Annotated in this window: 26 protein-coding genes; 5 read left to right on the top strand and 21 right to left on the bottom strand. The window is 34.6% G+C overall.

Annotation, left to right across the window (positions count from 1 at the left end):
• The first annotated feature begins 28 nt into the window (after nt 1–28).
• Nucleotides 29–637, top strand: a complete 609-nt coding sequence (locus BAQ48_RS19885) for an NUDIX hydrolase (protein ID WP_071712514.1) — start codon at nt 29–31, stop codon at nt 635–637.
• 52 nt (nt 638–689) lie between these two features.
• On the opposite strand, the gene BAQ48_RS19880 is transcribed toward BAQ48_RS19885, so the two are convergent.
• From BAQ48_RS19880 to BAQ48_RS19860, 5 genes are all read right to left on the bottom strand, one after another.
• Nucleotides 690–1,028, bottom strand: coding sequence for an SdpI family protein (locus BAQ48_RS19880; protein WP_071712619.1), 339 nt, complete (start codon nt 1,026–1,028; stop codon nt 690–692).
• Nucleotides 1,029–1,098: 70 nt separating this feature from the next.
• On the bottom strand, nt 1,099–1,926 hold the full coding sequence (locus BAQ48_RS19875; RefSeq protein ID WP_071712513.1) for a peptidoglycan-N-acetylglucosamine deacetylase: 828 nt from the start codon (nt 1,924–1,926) through the stop codon (nt 1,099–1,101).
• A gap of 117 nt (nt 1,927–2,043) precedes the next feature.
• A complete protein-coding gene (locus BAQ48_RS19870; RefSeq protein ID WP_071712512.1) occupies nt 2,044–2,916 on the bottom strand; it encodes an aminoglycoside 6-adenylyltransferase in 873 nt (290 codons plus the stop codon).
• Nucleotides 2,917–3,048: 132 nt separating this feature from the next.
• Nucleotides 3,049–3,720, bottom strand: a complete 672-nt coding sequence (locus tag BAQ48_RS19865) for an O-methyltransferase (protein ID WP_071712511.1) — start codon at nt 3,718–3,720, stop codon at nt 3,049–3,051.
• A 147-nt stretch (nt 3,721–3,867) separates the two neighbouring features.
• Nucleotides 3,868–4,587 (bottom strand): 3-ketoacyl-ACP reductase, encoded by a 720-nt coding sequence (locus tag BAQ48_RS19860; protein WP_000818985.1) that lies wholly within the window; start codon nt 4,585–4,587, stop codon nt 3,868–3,870.
• A gap of 199 nt (nt 4,588–4,786) precedes the next feature.
• Here BAQ48_RS19860 and BAQ48_RS19855 point away from each other — a divergent pair, with 199 nt between their 5' ends.
• Nucleotides 4,787–5,371, top strand: coding sequence for a DUF3139 domain-containing protein (locus BAQ48_RS19855; RefSeq protein WP_071712510.1), 585 nt, complete (start codon nt 4,787–4,789; stop codon nt 5,369–5,371).
• Nucleotides 5,372–5,395: 24 nt separating this feature from the next.
• On the opposite strand, the gene hitS is transcribed toward BAQ48_RS19855, so the two are convergent.
• From hitS to BAQ48_RS19840, 3 genes are all read right to left on the bottom strand, one after another.
• Nucleotides 5,396–6,469 carry an envelope stress sensor histidine kinase HitS gene (gene hitS, locus BAQ48_RS19850; RefSeq protein ID WP_071712509.1) on the bottom strand — a complete coding sequence of 358 codons (1,074 nt, stop codon included), beginning with the start codon at nt 6,467–6,469 and terminating at the stop codon, nt 5,396–5,398.
• Complete coding sequence (gene hitR, locus BAQ48_RS19845; RefSeq protein ID WP_242660483.1) at nt 6,466–7,143, bottom strand: envelope stress response regulator transcription factor HitR; 678 nt, start codon at nt 7,141–7,143, stop codon at nt 6,466–6,468. Before hitR ends, hitS begins: the two co-directional genes overlap by 4 nt.
• An 88-nt stretch (nt 7,144–7,231) precedes the next feature.
• A complete protein-coding gene (locus BAQ48_RS19840) occupies nt 7,232–8,992 on the bottom strand; it encodes an ABC transporter ATP-binding protein (RefSeq protein ID WP_000453903.1) in 1,761 nt (586 codons plus the stop codon).
• Between the two features lie 239 nt (nt 8,993–9,231).
• On the opposite strand from BAQ48_RS19840, the gene BAQ48_RS19835 reads away from it, so the two are divergent.
• Nucleotides 9,232–9,996, top strand: coding sequence for an alpha/beta fold hydrolase (locus BAQ48_RS19835; protein WP_001194288.1), 765 nt, complete (start codon nt 9,232–9,234; stop codon nt 9,994–9,996).
• Nucleotides 9,997–10,094: 98 nt separating this feature from the next.
• Here the strand turns inward: BAQ48_RS19835 and entFM are convergent, their stop codons facing one another.
• A complete protein-coding gene (entFM, locus tag BAQ48_RS19830; protein WP_000755520.1) occupies nt 10,095–11,381 on the bottom strand; it encodes an enterotoxin EntFM in 1,287 nt (428 codons plus the stop codon).
• Between the two features lie 627 nt (nt 11,382–12,008).
• Between entFM and BAQ48_RS19820 the strand changes: the two genes are divergently transcribed.
• Nucleotides 12,009–12,200: a DNA mismatch repair protein MutT gene (locus tag BAQ48_RS19820; RefSeq protein ID WP_084064888.1), complete on the top strand. Its 192-nt coding sequence runs from the start codon at nt 12,009–12,011 to the stop codon at nt 12,198–12,200.
• Between the two features lie 46 nt (nt 12,201–12,246).
• Here BAQ48_RS19820 and BAQ48_RS19815 read toward each other — a convergent pair whose 3' ends face one another.
• The gene (locus tag BAQ48_RS19815; RefSeq protein ID WP_098662520.1) at nt 12,247–12,849 is read right to left on the bottom strand and encodes a nitroreductase family protein; all 603 of its coding nucleotides are present in this window, start codon (nt 12,847–12,849) and stop codon (nt 12,247–12,249) included.
• A 243-nt stretch (nt 12,850–13,092) separates the two neighbouring features.
• Nucleotides 13,093–14,046 (bottom strand): D-alanyl-D-alanine carboxypeptidase family protein, encoded by a 954-nt coding sequence (locus BAQ48_RS19810; RefSeq protein ID WP_071712506.1) that lies wholly within the window; start codon nt 14,044–14,046, stop codon nt 13,093–13,095.
• Nucleotides 14,047–14,267: 221 nt separating this feature from the next.
• Here BAQ48_RS19810 and BAQ48_RS19805 point away from each other — a divergent pair, with 221 nt between their 5' ends.
• Nucleotides 14,268–15,269, top strand: coding sequence for a S66 family peptidase (locus BAQ48_RS19805; protein WP_071712505.1), 1,002 nt, complete (start codon nt 14,268–14,270; stop codon nt 15,267–15,269).
• An 88-nt stretch (nt 15,270–15,357) separates the two neighbouring features.
• On the opposite strand, the gene BAQ48_RS19800 is transcribed toward BAQ48_RS19805, so the two are convergent.
• From BAQ48_RS19800 to BAQ48_RS19755, 10 genes are all read right to left on the bottom strand, one after another.
• Complete coding sequence (locus tag BAQ48_RS19800) at nt 15,358–15,804, bottom strand: DUF6376 family protein (RefSeq protein ID WP_000695188.1); 447 nt, start codon at nt 15,802–15,804, stop codon at nt 15,358–15,360.
• A 92-nt stretch (nt 15,805–15,896) separates the two neighbouring features.
• Entirely contained in the window at nt 15,897–16,118 is a 222-nt protein-coding gene (locus BAQ48_RS19795) for a hypothetical protein (protein WP_000461290.1), read from the bottom strand.
• A 149-nt stretch (nt 16,119–16,267) separates the two neighbouring features.
• Complete coding sequence (cydC, locus tag BAQ48_RS19790; RefSeq protein WP_071712504.1) at nt 16,268–17,992, bottom strand: thiol reductant ABC exporter subunit CydC; 1,725 nt, start codon at nt 17,990–17,992, stop codon at nt 16,268–16,270.
• Complete coding sequence (gene cydD, locus BAQ48_RS19785) at nt 17,985–19,709, bottom strand: thiol reductant ABC exporter subunit CydD (protein WP_071712503.1); 1,725 nt, start codon at nt 19,707–19,709, stop codon at nt 17,985–17,987. Before cydD ends, cydC begins: the two co-directional genes overlap by 8 nt.
• A complete protein-coding gene (gene cydB / locus BAQ48_RS19780) occupies nt 19,709–20,725 on the bottom strand; it encodes a cytochrome d ubiquinol oxidase subunit II (RefSeq protein ID WP_000950081.1) in 1,017 nt (338 codons plus the stop codon). Before cydB ends, cydD begins: the two co-directional genes overlap by 1 nt.
• Nucleotides 20,712–22,115 carry a cytochrome ubiquinol oxidase subunit I gene (gene cydA, locus BAQ48_RS19775; RefSeq protein WP_071712502.1) on the bottom strand — a complete coding sequence of 468 codons (1,404 nt, stop codon included), beginning with the start codon at nt 22,113–22,115 and terminating at the stop codon, nt 20,712–20,714. The genes cydB and cydA overlap by 14 nt, the downstream gene beginning before the upstream one ends.
• 605 nt (nt 22,116–22,720) lie before the next feature.
• Nucleotides 22,721–23,776, bottom strand: a complete 1,056-nt coding sequence (locus BAQ48_RS19770; protein ID WP_071712501.1) for an LLM class flavin-dependent oxidoreductase — start codon at nt 23,774–23,776, stop codon at nt 22,721–22,723.
• 76 nt (nt 23,777–23,852) lie between these two features.
• The gene (locus tag BAQ48_RS19765) at nt 23,853–24,296 is read right to left on the bottom strand and encodes a MarR family winged helix-turn-helix transcriptional regulator (protein ID WP_071712500.1); all 444 of its coding nucleotides are present in this window, start codon (nt 24,294–24,296) and stop codon (nt 23,853–23,855) included.
• A 205-nt stretch (nt 24,297–24,501) separates the two neighbouring features.
• Entirely contained in the window at nt 24,502–25,293 is a 792-nt protein-coding gene (locus BAQ48_RS19760; RefSeq protein WP_071712499.1) for a 5-deoxy-glucuronate isomerase, read from the bottom strand.
• 105 nt (nt 25,294–25,398) lie between these two features.
• Complete coding sequence (locus BAQ48_RS19755; protein ID WP_071712498.1) at nt 25,399–26,244, bottom strand: class II fructose-bisphosphate aldolase; 846 nt, start codon at nt 26,242–26,244, stop codon at nt 25,399–25,401.
• Between the last annotated feature and the right edge of the window lie 13 nt (nt 26,245–26,257).

Raw genomic sequence — 26,257 nt, 5'->3', positions numbered from 1 at the left:
AATAAAATTTGCAGAAAGGGGAATTAAAATGACAGAATGCTTAACGATATTTGATTCTGAAAGAAATACACTTGGGAAGAAATTACGTGATGAAGTGCACCGTGACGGTGATTGGCACGAAACATTTCATTGCTGGTTTGTAGAAAAAGATAATGAAGATATGTTTTTATATTTCCAATTACGCTCTAAAAATAAAAAAGAAGCTCCATGTATATGGGATATTACTTCAGCTGGACATATTATGCATGATGAAGATGTACAAATTGGTGGTCTTCGTGAAATTGAGGAAGAATTAGGGCTTTCCTTTCAAACTACTGATTTAACATACAAGGGAATCTTTAAAATAGATTATGAAATTTCAAATCTTACTGATCGCGAGTTTTGTCATATGTATTTTCACAACGTCATCAATACACTTCCATTCGCACCAGGTGAAGAAGTAGACGATGTGATGAAAATACATGCAACTTCTTTTCTACAACTATTAAAAAGAGAGATTTCATCTTTTACAGCTATTTCTGTTTTAAACAATAATCCGATAACAATAACGCTTGAAGATATTTATCCATATGATCTTGCATACTATAAGTTTGTTATAGAACAAGGAAAAGAATTGCTAAAAAATAATAGTTTGTAAATCAAATAGGACTCCTAGCTTATAATATCCGGGAGTCCTATTTGATTTATCATCATTGTTCAAGGAGCTTCAATCTTTTTTCTACTTGTATAAATAGGCGAATAATTAACAACAGCATAACGATCATAATCGCTATCATTGTATGTGGATATCTAAACAGTATGCTAATAACACTTCCAATCAACATCATGAGGAAACCATTTTGTTTCATCATTTCTGCACTATACCTATTACCCGCATCCCATAGTTCCTTATTTTTCATAGATCGTTTCGTACGATAACCATATGCCGCGTTAATATCTGTCGGTGGATTTTTTTGAAGTATAAGAGCAGCAAGTATAAATATAACCCCAATCAATATGCTCATTCCTATGTTTATTAGTGCATCAATCAATTATATCCCCCCTAACTTACACTCTCATTATACGACAAAACCCTATTTTTTCCAATTTATAACACATTCAGTTTCTTTCTTTCGATGTCTGAAACATGCTTGGAAGTGTTACAAAACGTGCCCCTTTCGTTTTTAACTGCGGAATGATTTTGTCTAACGCATCAACAGATCCTTGTAAATGCCCACCTGGAGTTGAATGTTGCAGTATGACACTACCAGGAAATGAATTCCCTAACACATTATTTGTAATCGTATCAGCACTTACTCCTTTCCAATCAACCGTATCAACACTCCACTGTACAATCATAAAATTTTGCTCAGTTGCCCAATTCAATTGATTTTCAAGTATTTCACCATACGGTGGACGTATAAATTTAGGAGCATAGCCGCCTAAACGTTTTAATATTTCTTCCGTTTTTATAATTTGATTACGGTACTCAGCGTCATTTACTTTCGCTAAATTCGGATGACTGTACGTATGATTACCAATTACATGCCCTTCATTTGCAATACGCTTTACTACATTCGGAAACTTTTCTGCATTTTCACCAAGCAAGAAAAAAGTCGCTTTCACATTATGGTGTTTTAACTTATCTAAAATTTTTGGCGTAAATACTAAATCTGGTCCATCATCAAATGTAAGAGCGACTTCCGCTTTATTGTACGGTCCTGAAAATGCATACGCATATTTTTCGACCCATGAAAATGGTGTCCACGACCCACGCTCATCTGCTTCCATTTGTACTTTATAATTTTGAGGAATATATACGTATGGCAATGAGCTTATATAGTCTCCATAATAAAATGAGTTATATGGCACGTAGGCATACGAAACATTTCGCTCTAACCCCCATTGAAATGGAACGAACATTTCTGGTAAATAAAAATAATACATGATAAAAACCTCCCTAAAATTTCATATGTGATTCATCAGCACTTTGTTAGAGAAATCGTTATTCATGTACAAAAATAAGACTGTCCATAATTAGGACAGTCTTACCACTATGCAATATTAATAAATCGATGTACTATCTTTCGGCAAAGCTTTCACATGCTTTAAATAGCTCGTCACTTTTTCATCATCATCTTGCGGATATTGATATCCATATGTTTTAGCAATTTCATTCGCCACTGCCCTAAACAAATCACCCATGACAAAAAATGACTCCCAAACATTTTCATAGTCGGCATTTGAAAATGTTTGTTTAAAATACTCCCACATATCTTTTTCAAAATACTGTTCGAAATGCTTCCCAAACTTCCCTGTATTAACTGTAAAGTCTGTTTTCATACCAATATGCCATTCTAGCATTACGATTAACATATCTCGCACTGGGCCATCAAGCATCCCTTTCACATAAGAAAGTTCCTCTCTCCATAATCCTTTTGCCACATTTGTACTACACCACCAAAACTCATTACAGCAATCTAAAAACTCTTTTTCTATAGGCTTTTTTATTAAGTAATCTTTATCGCTTGCTGGTGGGAATTCCTCCATACAATTATCTTTATCGAGAAGCAATTTACTTAAACTATCTTGTCCAACGAAATTATTTATTAATTCAACTGGAACTAGTGTTAAATCAATCCGATTCCCATCCATAAACTGCATTAAATACGGAAACTTCCCGTCTCCATCTGGTGGAGCTAATGACATTTCTTCTGGCATTTGTACAATCATTATTGCTCCAAATCTATGAATCCAATTATGATTAGACGTAAAAGATTGTATATCATTTACAACATACATAATATCATAGTCTTGAAAACAATCTCTTTTCACATTTGGATTTACACGTGATCCATTCATGATGACAGCTCGAATTCTTTCATCCTCTTTCGCTGTATTTATAATTAAGTCTAACATTTCTTTTTCAGTTCTCATCTACTCACAACCTCCAATTTTTTTATATAAAATATAGTGCTATTATATAGGAGGTCCACGAGCTAACTGCGTTGTATACGATACATGTTATAATTTTTCAAATATCTTTTTCATTCTATTCATCTCCTTTCGTTATTCATTTACGACTGCTATTACAAATCCATCGTACCCTTTACTTCCGACTGTTTGAAGCGCTGTAGCACTTACACGTGGCTCAGCAGCTATTAGCTCATAGAAACGACGTATCCCTTGTACGCGAGGATCGCTGCTAGTACTGTCAATAACTTCTCCTTCACGTACTACGTTATCTCCAATAATTACGGTGCCAGGGCGTGATAGTTCCAGTGCCCATTCAAAATAAGCAGGGTTATTTTGTTTATCAGCATCTATGAAAATAAAATCAAATGGTTCATAATTCTCATTTCCGATTTGCTGTAAAGAATCTAAAGCTAATCCTACTCGTATTTCAATTTTATCAGTCAAATTAGCACGTTCAATATTGCTACGTGCAATTTCAGCATGTTTTTCACTTGCTTCCAATGTTACAATCTGGCCTCCAGATGGCAATGCCCTTGCGAGCCATATCGTACTATATCCACCTAGAGTACCAATCTCTAAAATATTTCGAGCTCCTTGAATTTGTACTAATAATTGTAAAAACTTCCCCTGCATTGGTGATACATCATGCGCTGGTAAATTAGCTGCAGCATTTTCTTGAAGAACTTCTTCTAATGTAGAATCTCTCGGTATTAATACATCACTCATATATTGATCAACAGCCGTCCATTTCTCGATCATACTCATGGAAATACCATCCCCTTCAATTTCTCAATGCTTTTCTACCATTCACTTTTGATTATACCGAAAATTCTGTTTCATACACAAAAATAAAGAAGGGATATCTATCCCTTACAGAATAGATATCCCTTCTTTTAAATATAAATTTAATTCCTATGGATTAGTAGACCAAAGTCCAGCCGATTTAATAAATGTACGTTTATTTAATTTCAGCTGCGCTACGATAAACTCTGCAATATCCTCTGCTTGCATTACTTTATCTGGGTTTCCATCAGTTAACCCTAAATCTACAGCCATATCAGTTGCTACTGTACTTGGAGTTAAAGCTGTTACACGAATGTTATGTTTACGAACTTCCATCGCTAACGATTCTGTTAAACCAAGAACACCAAATTTAGAAGCACTATATGCACTTGTTACAGGTGCACCTTTTTGTCCTGCTGTAGATGAAATATTAATGATATCACCTGATTGTTGTTCAATCATACTTGGTAAAGCTGCACGAGTTGCATAATATACACCCATTAAGTTTACTTGAATAATTTTTTCCCAATCAGCAACGTCTAGTTCTAAAAACTTACCGAATTTAGAAATACCAGCGTTATTAATTAAAATATCGATAGATCCTAAACCGTTTTTTAACGTTTCAATTGCAGTCGTTACCTCTTCATATGAAGATACATCAGCAGTCGCAATAACAGCTTTTACGCCTTCTGCTTCTACTTCTTTCGCTACAGCTTTTAAATTTTCTTCTGAACGAGCTAATAGACCTACATTTACGCCTTCTTTCGCTAATGCGATCGCTACAGCACGACCAATCCCTCTACCTGCTCCTGTAATTAAAGCATTTTTGCCTTGTAATAATTCTGCCAAATATAACACTCCTTAATCGTCTCAGTTGTTTATTATTATATTAAAAGTGTAACTATATTTATGTAAAAAGGCAATGATGCACTTTCATGTGCGTAGGTTACTTATAGGTAACTATGGAAAGTTTTTATTTATAAATCTCATGTTTTTTCCATTATTCATGTAAAATAAAAATAAATCCAGCATAGGAGAGTGTATGTGTATGAAAAGAAAAAAATGGTTCTTATCACTAACTGCAGTCGGACTATGTATCATATTTTTGGCTATGTATTTTATATTTGGTAATCCACTACATTATAAAGTAATAGAAAAAGATACTAGCGACTATCTCCATACTATAAAAGGATATAAGCAAAAAGAAATACAAAGCATAACCGGAAAATATACTCCCCTTTATAATATCGGCTATTATGCAACAGTAGTATATAAAGACGAACCCTATTTTACATACTCTTATACATACGATAATAATAAAATAATACAAGACGAAGGCATTTTAGGAAGACATACTGAGTCATTTGAAAATCTTAATTTAAACTGGTCATTGTTTGACGAGTTAGTAGACGGTATACATAAAAATTTGCAAGAAAAGGGATTAAGTGAAAAGGAAGATTATTCTATACGATCCGTTCAATTCATTGATATAGATGATGATAAAAACGGTGCAGAAGCGTACGTTGACTTTAAGAATGATAAAGAATCTGATTACTCATACCGTATGAATAGCGAAGGAAGAGCTTATCAATATAGTTGCAGTAATGGGAAATGTATTTTTAAAGAAAAATAGTGTTAGAAGATTTTCCTTCTAACACTATTGCTCTTCATATTTAGGAATACACACAATAAATTCCGTACCACTGCCTTCCTCACTCTCGACTTTTATTTCTCCTTGATGAAGGTCGAGTACTTTTTTTACGATGGCTAAACCTAAGCCACTTCCTCCATAAGCACGATTTCGTGAAGAATCCGCTTTATAAAAACGTTCAAAAATATGTTGTTTCTGTTCTTCTGATATACCAATTCCCGAATCACGAATACGAACTTCCACTACTTTCTCATTTTCTTTTAACTGAATTGTAATTGTGCCGCCACTTGGCGTAAATTTAATACTATTATGAATTAAATTAATCCAAACTTGACTCAAACTTTCTTGGTCAGCAATAACACATACTTTTTCTAAGTCCAGTTCTAATTCAATTTCTTTATCAGCCCATAGCGGTTCACTATTTAATACAATTTGCTTTAACTGTTGATCTAATCGATAGGTCACTTTTTCTGGTGTATACTCTTCTGATTCTAAAAGAGTTAGCTTCAGTAAATTTTGACTTAGTTTAGATAATCTCGTCGTTTCCGTTTCAATAATGGTAAGATAATGCTTTCTTTTTTCCTCGGAAAGATTATCGTCTTGTAGTGCTCTAGCAAACCCTTTTATAGAAGTTAATGGTGACTGTATTTCATGAGAAACATTCGATACAAATTCTTGTCTCATTTTCTCCATCGCATTCAATTCATCTGTCATATCATTTATACTTTTTACGAGTACACCAATTTCTCCATCATACTTTTCTTCATTTCGTATTTTTACGGAGAAGTCTCCTTTTGCAATTTTTTGTATCGGTTCAATAATAGCCCAAATCATTGCCTCTCGCTTCGGTCTCATTAATACTCCGATCACTATCCAAATAAGGACAATAAATATAAAGCCGACCATATCACTAATTAAAAAAGTAACAAACGGCGATACGTTTATTTCAAGGGCATCTAATATACTAGACGCTACATAAAATGCGATAGACCAAATGATAGTAAGAAAGGAAAAGAGCGCTATTACCGCTCCCGTTACTTTCAACATCTTGAATTTACTCATTCGTTCTCTTTTTCTCATTTACTTACCTCTAAACGATAACCTAGTCCTCTTATCGTTTTAATACTAAACTTTGACTTCTCTTCTTGAAACTTCTCACGTAACCGATTAATATGAACGTCTAATGTGCGTTCATTCCCTTCAAAGTCATATCCCCATACGTCTTCTATTAATTGCTCTCTCGAACAAGTTCTTCCTGCTTTAGATCCTAATGTAAAGAGCAATTCAAATTCTTTTAGTGGTAACGTAATCGTTTGTTTTCCGGTTGTAACTTCGAATATTTTACGATTTAATAATACATTTCCAACTTGAATCGATTGCGATACTGTAATTTGATAACGTTTCAGTAACGCCTTTACTCTCACTACTAATTCTATCGGGTCAAATGGTTTTACGAGATAATCATCCGTTCCAAGGTGAAAGCCTTTTACTTTTTGAGATGTTTCCCCTTTGGCAGTTAGCATCAAAATTGGGATATCATAGTATTTTCTTAATTCAAAACATACATCAAACCCATCCATATTCGGCATCATAATATCAAGAATAACCATATCAACTTTCACTTCGTCTATTTTCCGAAGAGCGTCTAATCCATCAATTGCCTCATATGTTTGAAAACCTTCTCGCTCTAAAAATACAGAAACGAGTTCTCTAATATGCGGATCATCGTCTACTATTAAAATTTTAGGTATCAAAGGAACCATCTCTTTTCTACTTAGCATCTATTATATAATTTTTAAAAATGAATAATCAGTGGCGTACAATCCCCACTGATTATTCATTTTATAATGCGCCCTCTTTAATTTTCAATTGTTGCGTTGCAAACTCACGATACATGTCATGTGTACGTAACAATTCATCGTGCGTACCACTTCCTGTAAGGTTCCCTTTTTCAATAAAGATAATATTATCTGCATCTACAACTGTAGAAAGCCTATGTGCAATAACTAACGTTGTTCTGCCTTTCATTAAGTTATTTAATGCCTTTTGAACGACAGACTCTGATTTACTATCTAAACTTGAAGTTGCCTCATCTAACATAAGAATTTGTGGATTTCGAAGTAATGCTCGGGCAATGGCAATTCGCTGTCTTTGTCCCCCGGAAAGCTTCACACCACGTTCTCCAACTTCTGTTGCATATCCGTTTGGTAAATCATGAATAAATGCATCAACATATGCCATCGCTGCTACTTTTTCAATTTCTTCATCCGTCACTTCACCTTCAACACCGTAACAAATATTATCACGAATCGTTCCATCAATTAACGGACTATCTTGTGAAACATAACCGATTTGACGTCGCCATGATTGCAATGAATAGTTCGTAATCGAGTCTTTTCCTAATTTAATGGCACCGCTAGTTGGCTCATAAAAGCGTTCTAATAGTGAGAATAACGTTGTTTTCCCGCTACCACTTGGACCTACAATCGCTGTTACTTTTCCTGATTCAATTGTGAAATCAATATTTTTTAAGACTTGCTCTTCTTCGTTATACTCGAAATGTACATTTTCAAGAATAATTGGTTGTTTAGCATTTGTAACTTTCACACCAGTTTCATGGTCTTCTACTTCATATTCTAAAATCGTATTAATTCTTTCTGTTGCACCAATTGCCTTTTGGAATTGTGTAAAGAACATAGATAATTGACTCATCGGCATTATAATTTGAACTAAATATAAAATAAACGCTACAAGTTCACCTGTTGTTAATGCACCACTAGAAACTCGCATTCCACCATAGCCTACGATGATAACAAGTAATGCCATTAAAACAAACGACATAACTGGTGAAATTAACGCTTGCACTTTTCCTTCTTTTAAACCAAATTGCAATAACTTTTGGATACCTGCATTACCTGTTTCATATTCTCTTTTTTCCGTGTTCGAAGATTTCACTAAACGGATTTCTGATAATACTTGCGTTAACACACTCGTAAAAGAAGCTGTTTCATCTTGAAGTGCTTTTGAAATCTTATACATTTTTCGTCCAAGTGGTACTAAAATTAGTACAGACAACGGAATAACCGTTAAAAGTAAAGCTGTCATTTTCCAATCTAAAACAAATAATACAATTAACGATCCAATTATTGAAATACCGCCAGTTAATAAGTTTGATAAGTGCTCAGAAATTAACGTTTTCACAACACCTGTATCATTTGTCATACGACTAATTGTATCACCTGTTCTATTTTTGTCGTAATAAGATACCGGCAAAATAAGCACCTTTTTCCATAAACGTTCCCTTAACCCCGCAACAATCTTCTGTCCAATATAATTTAATAAATATATAGACAATCCTGCAGCAATGGTTTGCATAATAAAGAATGCGACTAACCCAACAATTTGTCCTGTACTAATTGAAGAAAGCGAAAAATTATCTACTAATCCTTTTGTTAACATCGGAATAAATAAACTCGCTCCTGTAGAAAGTAAACTCATTAATAATGCAAAAATAAGAATCCCTTTCGGAGGATTTGTATCTTGAATAAGGCGTAAAAACTGCCTCCAATTCCCTTTTTTCTGTACTTCATTTCTAACTTCCATTCCTTTTCATCTCCTCGCGCTATACCAAACTGTTCTTTCTAAAATTAGAATACAATACAAATGTAAACTGAATGTAAACACACATTTTCTATTTTTACAAAATATACATGCAAACGCATCTTTACAACAGATATAAATATCTGATATTATTACCTGGTACTTAATATTATTCTATGTGAATTATAGATAACTAGTTAAAATACTATATAAATCTCCAGCTATTGAAAGGAGTATCCTTTTTGCAAACAAATATACATCCCGAAAAGGAAACAATTATTTTTATTCATGGTTTAGTCGGCAATCGTCGTGCTTTCAAAAAAGAGCATAAACGATTTTCCGCCTCTTACAACATTATTACTTATGACTTATTAGGTCACGGCGATGATAAAGGAGAAGCTATCGAATTTTCATTACAGCGTCTCGTTAATCAATTATTGAATTTATACGAAAAAGAAGGCATTCAAAAAGCTCATATTTGTGCTTTAAGCTACGGCTGTTATATCTCTACAATTTTTGCACAAATGCATCCAGAAAAAGTATTAAGCATTTGTCATATTGGTGGACACTATAATAATCCTTCCCTTTTATATAACGTATTTCAAAAATTTTGGGAGAAGCGAGGAGATGAATACTCTAAATGGCTCTCTCAATACGCAAATACTATTTTTCCGAGCGGCATACTAAAAGCGAATCCGTTCGCAGTCATTTCCAGAAATATTTACTACCGTTTCGGATTACAATTACATTCATCAATTATTGCTCAATCATTACGACATCGGTTAGAATTCGATTTAAAGTCTAAATTAAAATCACTTCCCCACCCTATCCTATGGGTAATGGGCGAACATGATCATCTCTATAAATCTTGTCTATTCGATTTAAAATCTATTCTGCCAAACGTTCTATATAAAGAAATACCTTTAGCAGGACATGCAGCAAACTTATTTCGCCCCAACTATTTCCATGACCTATACGATCGATTTTTAAATGGGAAGTTACAGTAAAAACTACTACACTCCCAATGTATTTAACTATAAAAAGGCTTCCCAAGTTTCCCTGGAAAGCCTTTTCTCTATACGAAAAGTATATAAACTACTTTTTCTTAGTATGCTTTTGTGTAACCTAATAGGTGCTTGCTCCAGTAAGAGTTGCTTACTGAACTAATACGTACACCAGTTGCATCAGTTTCTGCACTAATGAACTGACCGTTTCCTAAGTAAACACCCATGTGAGAAGGACCTGATTTATAAGTATTTTGGAAGTATACTAAATCACCTGGTTGTGGATTGCTAGTTTTTGTTTTAGAGCTCCAGTATCCAGCAACTGTTTGACGAGCGCCTTTATGACCAGTTTGATTTAATACGTAGTGAATGAATCCACTGCAGTCAAAACCAGCAGGTGTTGTACCAGCAGTTCTGTATGGTGAACCATTTAAAGATCTAGCGAATCCAGCGATTGAAGATGTATTTCCACCTGTTGTTGGTTTTTGTACGTCTTTACCTGGTTGTTGAACGTTATTTGTAACGTTATTGTTATTGTTATTTGTAACGTTGTTTACTCCGCCTTTTACAAACTTAACGAAGTCTGCACTTACGTAACCTGTGCGGCCGTTATGGTTAATTTTGTACCAACCATTTTCAGCGCCAGTAACGTTTAATACTGTACCGTTTGTTACGCCACCGATTACAGCGTTGTATGTAGCTGGGCCTGTACGTACTTTTAAAGCACCAGTGTTAACAACATAAGAACCACCAGTTTGAACTGTAGTAGTATTGTTGTTTGTAGTTGGTTGTTGTGTTTGGTTAGATACAGCAGATCCGCCTTTTGTTACGAAGTCTTTGCTTACGTATCCAGTTCCACCATTGAAGTTGATTTTAAACCAATCTTGTACTTCACCTACAACTTGTACTGTTTTACCTTTATTTACAGAACCTAATACTGTATGAGATGTACTTGGGCCTGTACGTACGTTAAGTGAAGAAACGTTTACTGTGTAAGTACCTGTTCCTTGTTGAACAGTAGTTCCTGTTTTGCCACCAGTCGTTACGAAGTCACCACTTACATAACCAGTTTGACCGTTTACATTAACTTTGAACCAACCATTTTCTTGTCCAATTACTTGTAGTACTTGACCTGATTTCACTTTAGAAATAACGTTATGTCCTGTACCAGCACCTGAACGAACATTTAATACATCAGCAGTTACTGTGTATTTTAAATCCGTTTTTGTTTCTACCGTTTTTGTTTCAGTTACAGTCGTTTGAGTTTGTGTTTGTCCATTAATTTCTTTTAGCGCCTCGTTTGAAACTTGTGCATGAGCAGAATCCATACCTGGAACTGCAACACCTGCTACTGAAGCTGCTGCTAAACCTGCAATTACTTTTTTCATAAGTTGTCTTTACTTCCTTTCCCTACTATCCTCTTAAAAAAACTTATAAACTTAATACTTTACAATATTATCAAAGTAAAATATTCATCAAGTTCCATTTTTTAACAAGAGTTTTATTTTTCACACGTAGTTCATTTTAAACGAATGAAGTGAATTCCGTGTGAACTTCATGTGAACTTTACCATTAAACATACTGTTTTTGCAACGTTTTTTTTCAAATTTCTTATGTATCTCATTAAAATTCGACATTTCATTTAATATCTTAATATAGAATTTCTATTTTCTATCCACTACAAAAAATTCTAGTAATCTAATACAAAACAAAGTATGTGTTTCCTTATAAAGTTGTTTACATGAAGTGTACTCTTATCATGACAAAAAAGACTTTATTTATCAATAGTATAATATTTTTAGAAAACTAATTCCCTATACTATCTAAAATTTTGAAATAATTTGGCGAATTGTAAGATTTAGTTCATAAAATCCCATTTCTACTTTAACGAAAACACATACCCACCAACTGTTCTCTTTTTCTAACTATGGAATTTTCAGGATAATTCTAGTATTATATATCTATATAAAATGAAATTTTAGCAGATTGATTTTTTTAATGAGATTCTCATTTGAATACACAGGGGAGGTGCATTTGTGAAAAACATAATAGATAACCCTATAAATAAAAATATAGAACTGTACTATGCTGTTATTCAATTCGCTTCATTTATAACATTACAAAAAATATCAACTATTGAAACGCTTAAAAACGAATTAAAAAATCAGATGAAAAATGCAGCACAAAAAAATCCTTATTACGTATAAAAAGGTGAACAGGTTATATTCCTGTTCACCTTTTATAATTTCTACATTATTTATAAATTTTCACACGAGTTTCTAATGGTTGGAATTCTTTTTGACCAGCAAGTGCTACTGGTTTACCAAATGGCATTTGCGCAGTTAACTTCCAGTTTTCTGGAATATCCCATTCCTTTCTCACTTCTTCATCAATTAACGGATTATAATGTTGCAATGTAGCACCAAATCCTTCAATTTCTAAAGTTGTCCAAATCGCAAACTGTAACATACCTGAAGATTGCTGAGACCAAATCGGGAAATTTTCTTTATATAATGCAAAGTTTTGTTGAAGTTCTTCCACTACTTGACTATCTTCAAAGAATAAAACCGTTCCATAACCACTTTTAAATGCATTCATTTTTTCTTCAGTAGCTGCAAAGTTATTTTCAGGTACAATTTTTCGTAACGTTTCTTTCGTAATATCCCATAATTTATCATGTTGTTCTCCTAACAAAACAACAACACGAGCACTTTGAGAGTTAAAAGCTGAAGGTGTATGTTTTACAGCATGATAAATCACTTCTTGAATTTTTTCATCAGAAACTACTTGCTCTTTGCTTATTGCGTAAATAGATCTTCTGTCTTCAATTGCTGAGTAAAAATCTTTTGCCATCATAATTCCCTCCAATTTTCATTTGAGGCCATTTCATATGTATACATCATATTACGCCCCTTGAACTTATTATTAATAAGTTCATAACTTTATAATATCAATACTAAGACACAAACTCAAACGATAACACTTACATTTAGCACATTTTCCCTTTTTGCAATTAAAATAAAAAGACTGCTTGTTGTTATCTAAAACAGGTAACAACAAGCAGTCTTGCTTATGTAGCGATCTACAACGATATTTTACTTAATTAACTAATCCAAATGCATACGTCATTAACTTATTCGTCTCTGTAAAACGTTTTGTTTTACCTGATGTCCCCATCACGACTGTAATAATTCGAGTATCACCTTGTTTTGCAGTCCCTGTAAAACAATACCCTGCACTATCTGTAAATCCTGTTTTTAGCCCGTCCATTCCTTCTATATGTAAACTTTTATTATTTTCATTTAACATTTCATTTGTATTTGTAACTGTAGTATTATTAAATGCTAGTTGACTTTGTCTTAAATGCGTTACTTCTAATATTTCAGGATAATCTTTTATAAGATTATACGCTAATTTTGCTACATCAGCAGCCGTCATCTTCGTTTCACTTCCATCAGGCTCTTGTAACCCTGAAGCATTTGCAAATTTAGCATATTCCGACATTTCCAACTGTTTCGCTTTCGCATTCATCAGCTGAACAAAATCTTTCTCCGTCTTTGCCATATGCTCCGCTAAAGCCACTGCCGAATTGTTAGCTGACTCAATCATTAGCGCATGATACAAGTCTTTTACAGTTAACGTGTCATTAACTTGTACTGGAATTCTTGCACCCTCTGTTTGTGCCACTTTCGCACTCATTTTCACAGGATCTTCCCAGCGAACTTTCCCATTATGTACACTCTCTAATAGAAGATATGCTGTCATCATCTTAGACATACTAGCTGGCGCAAAAGCCTCATTCTCGTTATTTTGATAAATAACATCTCCATCACTCGCATCAATAACGATAGCTGCTTTCGCATTAATTTCCGGTGGGATATATTTTGGTGGAACTTCCTTATCAGATAGTCCTATTTTAGGTAATTCAGCTACCTGTAAAGGTTTAGCATCTGCGCTGATCCCACTCTTTTGAGCCCCTTGGAAAAAGAACCAACATATACCCAAAATTACTACTAATAGGATTGCTATTCTTCCCCATTTTAACTGCTTCATTTGAAAACTCCTTTTGTAAACCTTTTATACACTCAAATTTAACCTTAACAACAATTACTTTATATCGTCAAGATAAAAAGTATATTTATTCAGCTGTAGCAATTATTATTTCAATGTATTTTACTTTTCTAACTATGCTACAATTAAAATAACGAAATATAAGAAAATTCAATTATATAAAGAGCCCAAAAAACACTATATAATAGAAAGGATTCAAACAAATGATACTTCCAAAATCATTGAAATACGGAGACACCATTGGTATATACTCGCCCTCTTCACCTATTACCTATACTTCTCCCAAAAGATTTGAACGAGCAAAATCTTACTTACAGCAGAAAGGATTTCGTATATTAGAGGGTTCCCTAACAGGCCGACATGATTACTATCGTTCTGGCAGTATACAGAAGCGTGCTGAGGAACTAAATGACTTGATAAGAAATCCTAACATCTCTTGCATTATGTCAACAATTGGTGGCATGAATTCTAATTCATTATTACCTTATATTGATTATGACGCTTTTCAAAATAGCCCTAAAATAATGATTGGTTATTCAGACGCAACCGCCTTATTACTAGGCATCTATGCAAAAACCGGAATTCCTACATTTTATGGTCCCGCACTTGTTCCTTCCTTTGGAGAATTTGAACCTTTTGTAGATTATACATATAAATATTTTGCAGAAACGTTACTACACAATCAAACTCTCCCTTATCATATAAAACAACCTTTATTTTGGTCAGATGAATGTATAAATTGGGAAGAGAAAACGGCAGAAAAAGAACTGAGACCAAATGATTGGATTTCTGCAACAGATGGACGTGCTACTGGGCGCATTATTGGCGGTAACTTAAATACAATACAAGGAATTTGGGGTAGCCCCTATATGCCTCATATTAAGGAAGGAGATATTCTATTTATTGAAGATAGCTCAAAAGATGCAGCTACTATTGAAAGAAGCTTTTCCTTACTTAAGATTAACGGTGTATTTGATAAAGTTTCAGGTATTATTCTTGGAAAACATGAGCAGTTTGATGATTGCGGTACAAATCGAAAACCTTACGAAATACTATTAGAAGTACTACAAAATCAAAGAATTCCTTTGTTAGCTGACTTCGATTGTTGTCATACCCATCCAATGATCACCATGCCAATCGGTATTAAAATAGAAATGGATGCAACCAATAAGACAATACATATTTTAGAAAAATGGAACGTCTAACAACACTTATATTATAGGAAGAAAATATAATGAGCTTTCCCTTTAGAAAACATTAAAAAGCTCTGTTTATTAAAAACAGAGCTTTTTATTATTGTCCTAAATTTTGTATCTTATCTTTCAAATCCCGCACTTGATCTACCGTCTGCATAAGTTCAGAGTTTTTAAATTGCTCTACATCCATTTTTCCTTCCTCTATCTTTTTCATAGATGTATCAATCAATGCACTTAATTTCTCATTATAGCCCACAATTTGCTCATGAAGATCCTTCGCTACATCTGGTGGTGTTAATTCATTAAAAGCAGGTATATCTTGCTTAATTTCATTCAGCTTCGCTTCCAATTCTTTTCGAGCTTCACCATCATTAATAGCCTTTTCAGCTAAAGCTGGTGCTTCATTTGCAAAAGCACTTACTTCATTGACATAATCTGTTGCTTTTTGAGCATAATCTAATGAACTCTTGCCTTCCTCTACTATCGAACATCCCATTAAACCAATCAAAACTATACATACGAATAAAATAGATTTTATTTTCATTTCAGACTCCTGCCTCCTTATAATTCACTGTTCTTTTCGCTTCCCTTCTAAACTTCTAGCTAAATTGCTTATAACCTTTTTCAAATAACTATCTACCCTCTCACATGCCCTATTATCGTTACAACATCTATTTCTATATGTACGCTAATAATATCTTCAATTATGTCCATATACCCTTGTCCTATAGCTGTTCCATAGTGTAATGAAAGTCCCTTCTGTTCGTACACTGACTTTGGCACCGTAAAAATAAATCTCCTCAGATTCCGTTCATCAGCTGGTTCCATAATTAAAACAATTCCATCCTCTTCAAACATATAATCACGCCTTCCAACTATGCTTTCACTATGGCTCAGTATTGCCTTAAACAGATAGGTTTTAAACACTATCTTCAGTGGAACGATTTGGATCTTACAAAAAAACACAAACCTCGAGCTATCAAGAATTTGTGCTTTTCATTCCATGTTTAAATGCCTTTATCAAGTTCATAAAGCTTACGATACTTTTCGTTTTCTTTAAGAAGTTGTTCATGACTGCCTTGCATTACAATTTGACCACGATCAAGGAATATAACTTCGTCTACATGTTCTATTCCTACAAGATGATGGGTAATCCAAATAACCGTGTTTTCTTCCGTTGCAGAAAACATTGTTTCGATTAAAGATAATTCTGTTTTGGGATCTAAACCGATAGTCGGTTCATCAAGTACAATGATTGGTGCTTCCTGCATAAGCGTTCTAGCAAAAGCAACCCTTTGTCTTTCCCCACCAGAAAACCTCTTTCCCATCTCATGCATTTTTGTTTGTAATCCATCTGGAAGAGTAGTAATATGCGCAGCTAATTGTGCTTTCTCTAAAGCTTTCCATATCTCTTCATCAGCCGCCTCTGGTTTACCGATTCGTACATTATTTCCAATCGTCGTATCGAACAAATGAGGCTTTTGATTTAATACAGAAATATATTTGGATAAAAGATTTGTATGAGCTTGTTCACCATTCAATAAAACTTGGCCATTCACTGGACTTAACGCCCCTGTTAATAATTTTAATAAAGTAGATTTTCCTGTGCCACTTCTTCCTAAAATAGCAATTTTCTTTCCGGGTTTTATTTGCAATGATACATCTTTTAATACAATCTCACTACTATCTGGATAACTATACGATACGTGATTCAGTTCAATATCTACATGTTTTGGCGTAGTGTAATCTTTATCTCCACGTAAATCCATTTCATCATGTACAACACTGTCACTTTCTACGCGATTTAGACGGTGGGTAGATTCTATATACGACGGGATTCGATCAATGGCATCTGCAATAGGAATAAGCGCGTTTGTTACAGATAAAGTCATTAATACGAAAGCTGCAATAACTGTAGTAGCAATCTGTTCACTTGCCGCTTCATTCCCCGTCCATATAATCATTGAAATCACTACAATCCCTACTACTAACTGAATGAGACTGTCTCGAATATGATACCAACGTTTCACTCTCTTTTCCGTTTTTAACAACTGAGCATTTTGCTCTACATACTCATTAATAAATTCATCTTTTCTACCACTTGCCTGCCAATCTGATAATCCAAAAACAGCATCTGTTAATTGTTGATACAAGCGGTTTCTTCCTTGCTTCAAAGTAACATGATGTCGCTTCATTAATAGTAATGATACAAATGGGAGCAGAAAAACGATAATAGCCAACATACACCCTGCAATTAATGCAAACACGACGTCAAACGCACCGATAACAAGTACGAAGATACTATAAACAACTAGCGCTAATATGCTAGGGAATATTGTACGTAAATATAGGTTTTGCAAATGCTCTATATCTTCGGAGAGCACTCCTAACATATCACCCGTTTGAAATCGCGAACGGAAAAATAACGCCTGTGGTTCAACTATTCTATATAGTTTCGTTCTCATTTTTTCTAATATACGTAGTACGACATCATGTCCGACTAAACGCTCTATATAATGAAACACAGCTTGCCCTATACTAAACGCACGTGTTGCAACAATAGGAACATATACAGCCATTACATTTTCTGGTCTGAGAGCAGATTTAGAGATTAAATAACCTGAAATAAAAAGTAACATCGCACCTGAACTAACTCCCAGAAGCCCAAGGAATATAGTTAAAGTCATTCTACCTTTATTTTGCTTTATATAAGGTTTAACCCAGTTACTCATTTCTCTCCCTCTCTTCCTTATGAAAGTGTAATGTCTCATTCTCTAAAAGTTCTTCATACGTCCCACTTTCTTTAATTTCCCCTTTATTTAAAATAAGAATATGATCCATTTGTTTCATCCAATGTAGACGATGGGTTGCTAGAAATACTAATTTTCCATTAAATAGACGTAACATCGCTTGCTTTATTTCAAATTCAGTTTCAATATCAAGATGCGCTGTAGGCTCATCTAATAAAATAATTGGCTTTTTACTTAAAAGTGCACGTGCCATAGCAACACGCTGTTCTTGCCCGCCGCTCAGCATACGTCCACCTTCTCCAATTCTTTCATGTATCCCATTTGGAAGTGATGTAACGAGTGAACGGAGACCGACTTCGTTAATAACTCTTCCCACTTCTTCATCAGTTGTATTTGTTTCATAGAAACAAATGTTATCTTTTAATGAAAGCGGAAAAATATAAGGCTGCTGTGGAATATAAGCAATGTTTTTTTGCCAATCTTCTCGAGTGGATCCACTAACTTCCACACCATTAACTAACATCTGTCCACTAGAAGGTGCTAAAAACCCTGCTAGTATGTCGATTAACGTTGATTTCCCTGCCCCACTTTCACCTATAACACCAATAGCACCGTTACCTTCCCAAGTAAAATCGATTCCTTCTAATATAGCCTTATCAGATTCATCGTTATTTACTTTTATAGCTTGTAACTTTAAGCTACTCGAAGAATCCCATGTAACCTCTACATTTGAATCCTTTATTTCCATTACCTTTTGTTGCTGTAAAATCCCTTCAATTTGCTCCATAGCAAGTTGCCCATCTAAAGTAGCATGATAATTTGCTCCAACTTGCTTAATGGGCAGAAAATATTCCGGAGCTAAAATTAATATGGTAAGAGCAGGCAATAAAAGAATCGTTCCATCTATTAAACGAATCCCTAATCCTACTGCTACAAATGCGATTGATAAACTTGTAAAGAAATCTAATGCAAAAGAAGAAAGAAAAGCAACTCGCAAAGTTCGCATCGTTGCTTTTCTATATCTTTTACTTACTTTTTCAATCTTTCCTTCGTGCTGTTTACTCTTCCCTAAATACTTCAATGTTTCTAATCCTTTTAACGTATCTACAAAGTGATTAGAAAGTACACGATATGTCTCATATTGACTATCCGCCATTTTCTGAGCTGCTAGCCCTAGAAGAATCATAAATATAATCACGATAGGAATCGTTACAACTAAAATGATCCCAGACTCAATATCTAGCGTAAAAACATATAAAACAATTAGTGCTGGAACGATACTACTTCTAATCATTTTAGGAATTGTTAATTCAATATATGTTTTAAATTTCTCAATTCCTTCAATCGATAAGGTAACCAGATGACCTGTTCCGACAGTTTGAACATACCTTGGACCCAATGTGAAATATGCCTCTATTAACTGTTTTCTTAGTAACGCCCCTGTTTTTTCAGCGAAACGTTCCACTAATATTTGTGATGTTCGAACTAATATTTGACGCGCTGCAAACGAGATACCAAAATAAACAATTTCACTTAACACTGTTTGTACTGTCTCTCCATGAAATAAAAACGTAATAGCGCGCGCTAAAAAGATTGTTTGTGCAATAATGCTAAAAGCTTCTAAAATACTAATAATCGTTAACGATACGTATAAAATACGGCTACCGGGATAAGACGGAAGTCCTCTTTTTCTTTTCATTAGTACTCCAAATCGTTGTCTGACTTAACAGGTTGTCTAAATACATAATAACTCCATATTTGACTTCCGATAACGAAAGGTAAAATAGCAATCGCAAAGTAAGTCATAAGTTTTAATGCATAAGCCCCTGATGCTGCATTATAAATCGTCAAATCATTCATCGCTCCTAAAGAGCTAATCATAACACGTGGGAACATACCGATAAATACACTCGCACTTAGTAAAATGATTGTTAAACTTGTCATAAAGAAAGCCCAACCATCTCTTCTTCTTTTATTTAATAAGGTGGATACTAATAGTGCTACAAAAGCTCCGATCGGCACCATAATCCATTCTGTTCCATGGGCAGTAAAAATATCGGTTTTCCATAACCCTATACCAGCAAAAATAAGAAGCGTAATTAATGAAAATGGTGCAATTTTTATTGCAGCAATTCGTGCACGTTCTCTCAATTTACCAGTTGTACGTATTGTAAGGAATTGTAATCCGTGAACAATACATAGTAGAAGGAACATTACTCCTCCAAGTAACGCAAATGGATGAAGTAATTGTAGGAATCCACCTACCATATTTTTACTCTCATCAATAGGTACACCTACCATAAAGTTTGCAATCGCGACTCCCCAAAGGATAGGAGGTAACATACTTCCAATAAACATTCCCCAATCCCATGCATTCTTCCATTTATGATTATCTATTTTCGCACGGAATTTAAAGGAAACACCTCTTAAAATTAAGGCGAGAAGCATAAATACAAACGGAATATAAAAACCACTAAATAAAGTTGCATACCAGTGTGGAAATGCCGCAAACATAGCTCCACCAGCACAAACAAGCCATACTTCATTCGCGTGCCAGAACGGTCCAATTGTATTTAAATACACTCGTTTTTCAAAATCATTTTCCCCTAAAAACCTCGAAACGATTCCTACTCCAAAATCAAAACCTTCCAGTACGAAGAATCCTACAAATAAGATTGCAATAACTAAAAACCATAACTCATTAAGAGATAACATACTCTTCCTCCTTATCAAATGGATCATGGCTTTGATAATCCTTTTTCGTTTTCTTATTCGTATGTCCCTTAATAGTACGAACGAATAAGTACACACAAATTCCACCCATAATTAAATACATTGATGTGAATGAAATAAGTGAGAATAATACTTCACCGAATGTTACATTTGGTGATACAGCATCTTCTGTTTTCATTACACCAAATACTACCCAAGGCTGACGACCCATTTCAGTCATAATCCATCCTACTGTATTACCGATGAACGGAAGAGAAATTGCATACACCATTAATTTTAAATACCATGTTTTTTCAGCTAAACGATCTTTTCTTGATAAGAACCATCCGTAAGCTCCTAGAAGAAGCATAAATATTCCACTCATAACCATCGCTCTAAAACTCCAAAACATTGTATGAACCGGCGGAATATAATCTCCAGGCCCATATTTTTCTTCATATTGTTTTTGAATTTGATTCATCCCTTCAACTTGACCGCTAAACTTATCATACGACAATAGACTTAGCATATAAGGGATTTGAATTTCAAACGAATTTTCTTTCTTCTCTGTATCAATTTTCGCAAATACTGTAAATGGTGCTGGATCCTCACTCGTGTTCCATAGTGCTTCAGCTGCTGCCATTTTCATTGGATGTGTCTTAATTAATTGTTGTGCTTGTGCATGACCGAAGAATAATACAAGCGCCGTTGTAATCGTTCCAACAATGATAGAAATGCGGAAAGATTTTTTAAATACTACAGTTTCTTGTCCTTTTGTAATTTTCCATGCACTTACACCTGCAATAAAGAATGCCCCTGTTGCAATTGCCGCTGTAATTGTATGTGGGAATTGTACCCATAGTTGCGGATTTTGAATAATTGCTAAGAAATCATTCATTTGCGCACGCCCATCAGCTGCCATTTCATACCCTGCAGGTGACTGCATAAATGCACTTGCAGTTAAAATCCAAAATGCTGATAACATTGTTCCAATTGAAAGGAGCCAAATACATAATAAGTGAATTCGCTTCGGTAATTTATCCTCACCGAATACCCATAAACCTAGAAATGTAGACTCAATGAAAAATGCCAGCAATCCTTCAATTGCAAGTGATGGACCAAATACATCACCTACGAAACGTGAATATGTTGACCAGTTCATACCAAACTGAAACTCTTGTAAAATACCTGTTACTACCCCTACTGCAAAGTTAATAAGGAATAATTGCGTCCAAAACTTCGCCATCTTCTTATATATTTCTTGCCCTTTTACCACATACAACGTTTGCATTATCGCAATAATAAAAGCTAAACCAATTGACAGTGGAACAAAAAAGTAATGGAAAATCGTTGTTGATGCGAACTGTATTCGTGCCAATTCGAGCGTTTCCATACTAAAATCACTTCCTTCATAGTTTTTATAATAAAAATTAATTGAGCAATCTTAAAAAACTCAATTATTAAGAAATACGAAAAGACAAAAACATCTTGTATGTATTGTCGAAAAATGCGAAATTTCAGTTTTTCAAACTATTGCAATGCTATTTTTTACCTTTTCACTATTTCTGTAGTGTTTTGATTCGTTAATCGAATTGTATAATATACTTACATAATAAATTCAGATGATTTTTGACGTATTATTGACATCATTTTGTCTGAAATATGTCTTTTGGTATTTTTTTGAATAAATTTTTTCGCATTATTAAAATGCATTTTTTGAATGTGATACTTACTTTTACATCAATACAAACATCGTTTTTCTCTTTACACACTTGACTTTCATTCAAAAAAATGTCCTTGAAAACAACAGAGAAAAATACAAGATTTTTGTCAAGAGAAAAATGTATTTTCAAAATTCATTCCTAGCATTTTGTTATTCAAAAATAGAAACCAACTCCCTTCTCCCTAAACTAAAAATTCATTTTTTTGTCATTTTTTCAACCTAAACAATTACATAAAAAAATACCGAGAATCAGTTAGATTCTCGGTATTTTCAAATTATTTCGCTGTATGTTTTCTAACAGCCGGTAAAATTTCAGTAGCAATTAATTCGATATTTTTCTCAATTTTGTCAAATGGTACACCACCGAAATCAATTTGTGCCATAAAACGTTGTTGTCCAAATAATTCATATTGATAAAGCATTTTTTCAATGATTTGCTGCGGGCTACCAATCATTAACGCGTCACGGTAATCTAACGCATTTGTAAATTGTTGCTTTGGATATCCCGCGCCACGTAACGCAATCATTCCAGCATTAATGTGAGGATAATATTCACTTAGCGCATCTTGTGAATTTTCTGCTGTATAGAATAAACTCGTTGTTGCAATCGGTAAACTAGCTGGATCAAATCCACTTTGCGCAGCCGCCTCACGATAAGCATCTACTGACACTTTAAAATTAATAGCTGGTCCGCCAAGCGTTGTTATCATCATCGGAACACCTGCGCTCCCTGCTTTAATGGCACTAGCTGGTGGACCACCAACCGCGCGCCAAATTGGTAAGTTATTATTTTTAGCTCTTGGAATAATACCCGCATGTTCAAGTGGTGCTCTGAACTGCCCTTTCCATGTTACATTTTCTTCTTTATTAATTTTCAGTAAAAGATCCATCTTTTCTTCAAATAACTCTTCATAATCATTTACATCGTAACCAAGTAAACTATAACCCCCAATACGAGAACCACGACCAGCTACAATTTCAGCACGTCCATTAGAAATTAAATCAATTGTAGCAAAATCTTCATATACTCGAACTGGATCTGATGTACTTAATATTGTTGCAGAACTCGCTATTTTAATATTTTTCGTTGCTTGTGCAACAGCCCCTAAAATTACTGTGTGGGCTTGCGTTGTAAAATGCGTTTGATGACTTTCACCAACTGCAAATACATCAAGTCCAGCCTCATCTGCTAACTTAGCTGTTTCAATAAGCTCACGAATTCGCTCCCCTGCACTTAATTTTTTTCCATTATGCGGATTTAAAATATGATCCCCAATTGAATATAATCCAAACTCAATTCCTTTATTTGTATCCATACGGTATTTTTCCATAATTGCTCTCTCCTTTATTAATCGGTATTAATTTCCCCTTAATCACTTGATTAGTCAATTGATTCTGTAAAAAAAATTACTCATTCGGTAATTCTTTTTTTTCACTATGCTTATGAACTTTTGTCATCAACTCATAAAGTATTTTCTGCTCTTCTTCATTTAATACATCATCAAAAAATGATGATTGAAATGCAAGTTGCTCTGGCAATGCTCTTTCTAAAGCCGCTCCCCCTTGCTCTGTAAGACTAATGGTTTTCGTCTTCCAATCTTGTTTTCGTATAATATAGCCTTCTTTTTCAAGGCGAGTTAACATTCGAGAAATACCACCTTGTGTAACAGTAACCTTCTCAGCTAATTCCATTTGCGTTAACGGCTGGTAAGTCCGTATTTGTAAAAGTACATCAAATTGAGCTGTCGTTAAATCAAAACGTTTTAAAAACTCATTTGACATCTGATTACTTTGGTTCGTAAATCGTATTAAACGTAACCATATTAACGATCCTATCGTATTATCACGCATGTTTCATCACTTCCTAGCGTTCATCTTATTATCACTTTACTACGCAAGTGATAATAAAGCAAGTTAAAATTATTTATACTTTCTTTTCTCTTATATTTAGCTGTTTTTTGAATAAGTCTCAAAATTCGTCTTACATTTTGATAAAACCAACTAAAAATCAGTGGGAGATAACACCCCACTGATTAAAGTTTCATTTTATTTTTGTCTATTCCTTTTCTGGCCAAATTTTCGCGTTTGGTTCTAATAACCACTTGTGGTCTTCCTCCATGATACGATCATTCCATGGATTATTCTCAAGATGTCGAATCATCCAACAAAAATACATCGCATATCCAGGCGCCGTTGCTTGTGGGTGGTCCAGCTCACCCGGAATTGTAATAAAACTATTATGTACAACGCGATAAGCATCCTCACCAACCATTGCACATCCGAATCCCTGCGGCTTGTTAAAGCGATAATAATATACCTCTGGCTGATCATGATGATGCGGTGGATAACTGGACCATCGTCCTGGATAAGAAATAACTTCTCCTACCACCATATTAGAATATGCTGCGTTATTATAGTCAAAAATTGTCCGAATAACACGCTGTGCCGTTCCATTCCATACGCCTTCTCCAGCTACAACACTTTGACACTCATTTGGAGTATACAACTTGGACGCAAATTCTTGGTCATTATTTGTTTTTTGAACAAGCACTTCACTATCTGAAAGAGCAGTAATTGTAACCTTCACATTTTTAGCAACGTGTAAACACCATGGGGTCTCTTCAAAAACAGACTTTCTTTGAATAACTTGTTCCTTTCCTTCCCACTCTAAACGTATTACCCCTTCTAGTAAAAGAACTGCCGTTTCATTCTTATTATCAAATAGCAACTCTTCCTTTCCATTAGACATCTTATATATACCTATATCCATTAACATATCACTACATTGACCGTTCATTTCTGTTAATACATTATACCCTTCTTTTAATTCGCCTAATTTTCCTAACATGACGTTCTCCCCCTTGTTAATTGGATATTTTCTATCATTCTCTGCCTTTTTCAGCTAACTACATTTCGAGTTTCTTCTAACTATTAATGAAGAAATCTTTTCTCGTTATACTCTGTTTTCACTTCCGAATATTCGCATATGATTTTTAACGTTTTCGTATGCGGCCTCAATAACATCCTGATGGTACGTAAAATAATCTGAATAAGGAGTATTCCGAACTGCGGTGTTAACCACAGTGATTACATTCTGAAATGTTGCGGTTGCTACATTAATTTTACGAACGCCATGCTGAATGCATTGCTTGAAATTCTCTGGACTAATGCCAGAACCGCCATGTAATACTAGTGGAATACGAACTACCTCATTAATTTCCTGTAAGCGGTCTAATCGTAAATCAGGATCTCCATTGTACATACCGTGCGCATTTCCAATCGCAACAGCTAGCGCATCTACGTCTGTTTCTTCCGCAAATCGTTTTGCTTCTTTAGTGCTTGTAAGCAACATTTCAATATCTTCTGATCCATCCTCGCTACCACCTACTATGCCAATCTCAGCCTCTACTGTCGCTCCGTACTGTTTCGCAAGTTCTACAATTTCTTTTGTCTTTTGAATATTCTCTTCTAACGGATAGTGAGAGCCATCAAACATAACTGAACTAAAACCAATTTCTAACGTCTCTTTGATCTTCTCAAACGTCATACCGTGATCAAAGTGAACTGCTACTGGAACAGCCGCTTTTTTCGCCGCAGCAATCATCAAAGGACCAATCAGATGAATTGGCGAATGATTCAAACGAACTTCCGCAATTTGTAGAATAAGCGGAGCACGCAATTCTTCTGCTGCTTTAATAGCTCCCATTACCATTTCCATATTAGCGACACTGAAAGCCCCTACCCCATAATTCTCTTGATTTGCCTTGATTAAAATATCTTTCATTTGAACTAATGGCATTACACATTCACCT

The organism is Bacillus luti, from assembly GCF_001884105.1.
Lineage (GTDB): Bacteria > Bacillota > Bacilli > Bacillales > Bacillaceae_G > Bacillus_A > Bacillus_A luti.
Note: the sequence above shows the minus strand (reverse complement) of the source record. Positions and strands in the feature narration are given on the sequence as shown.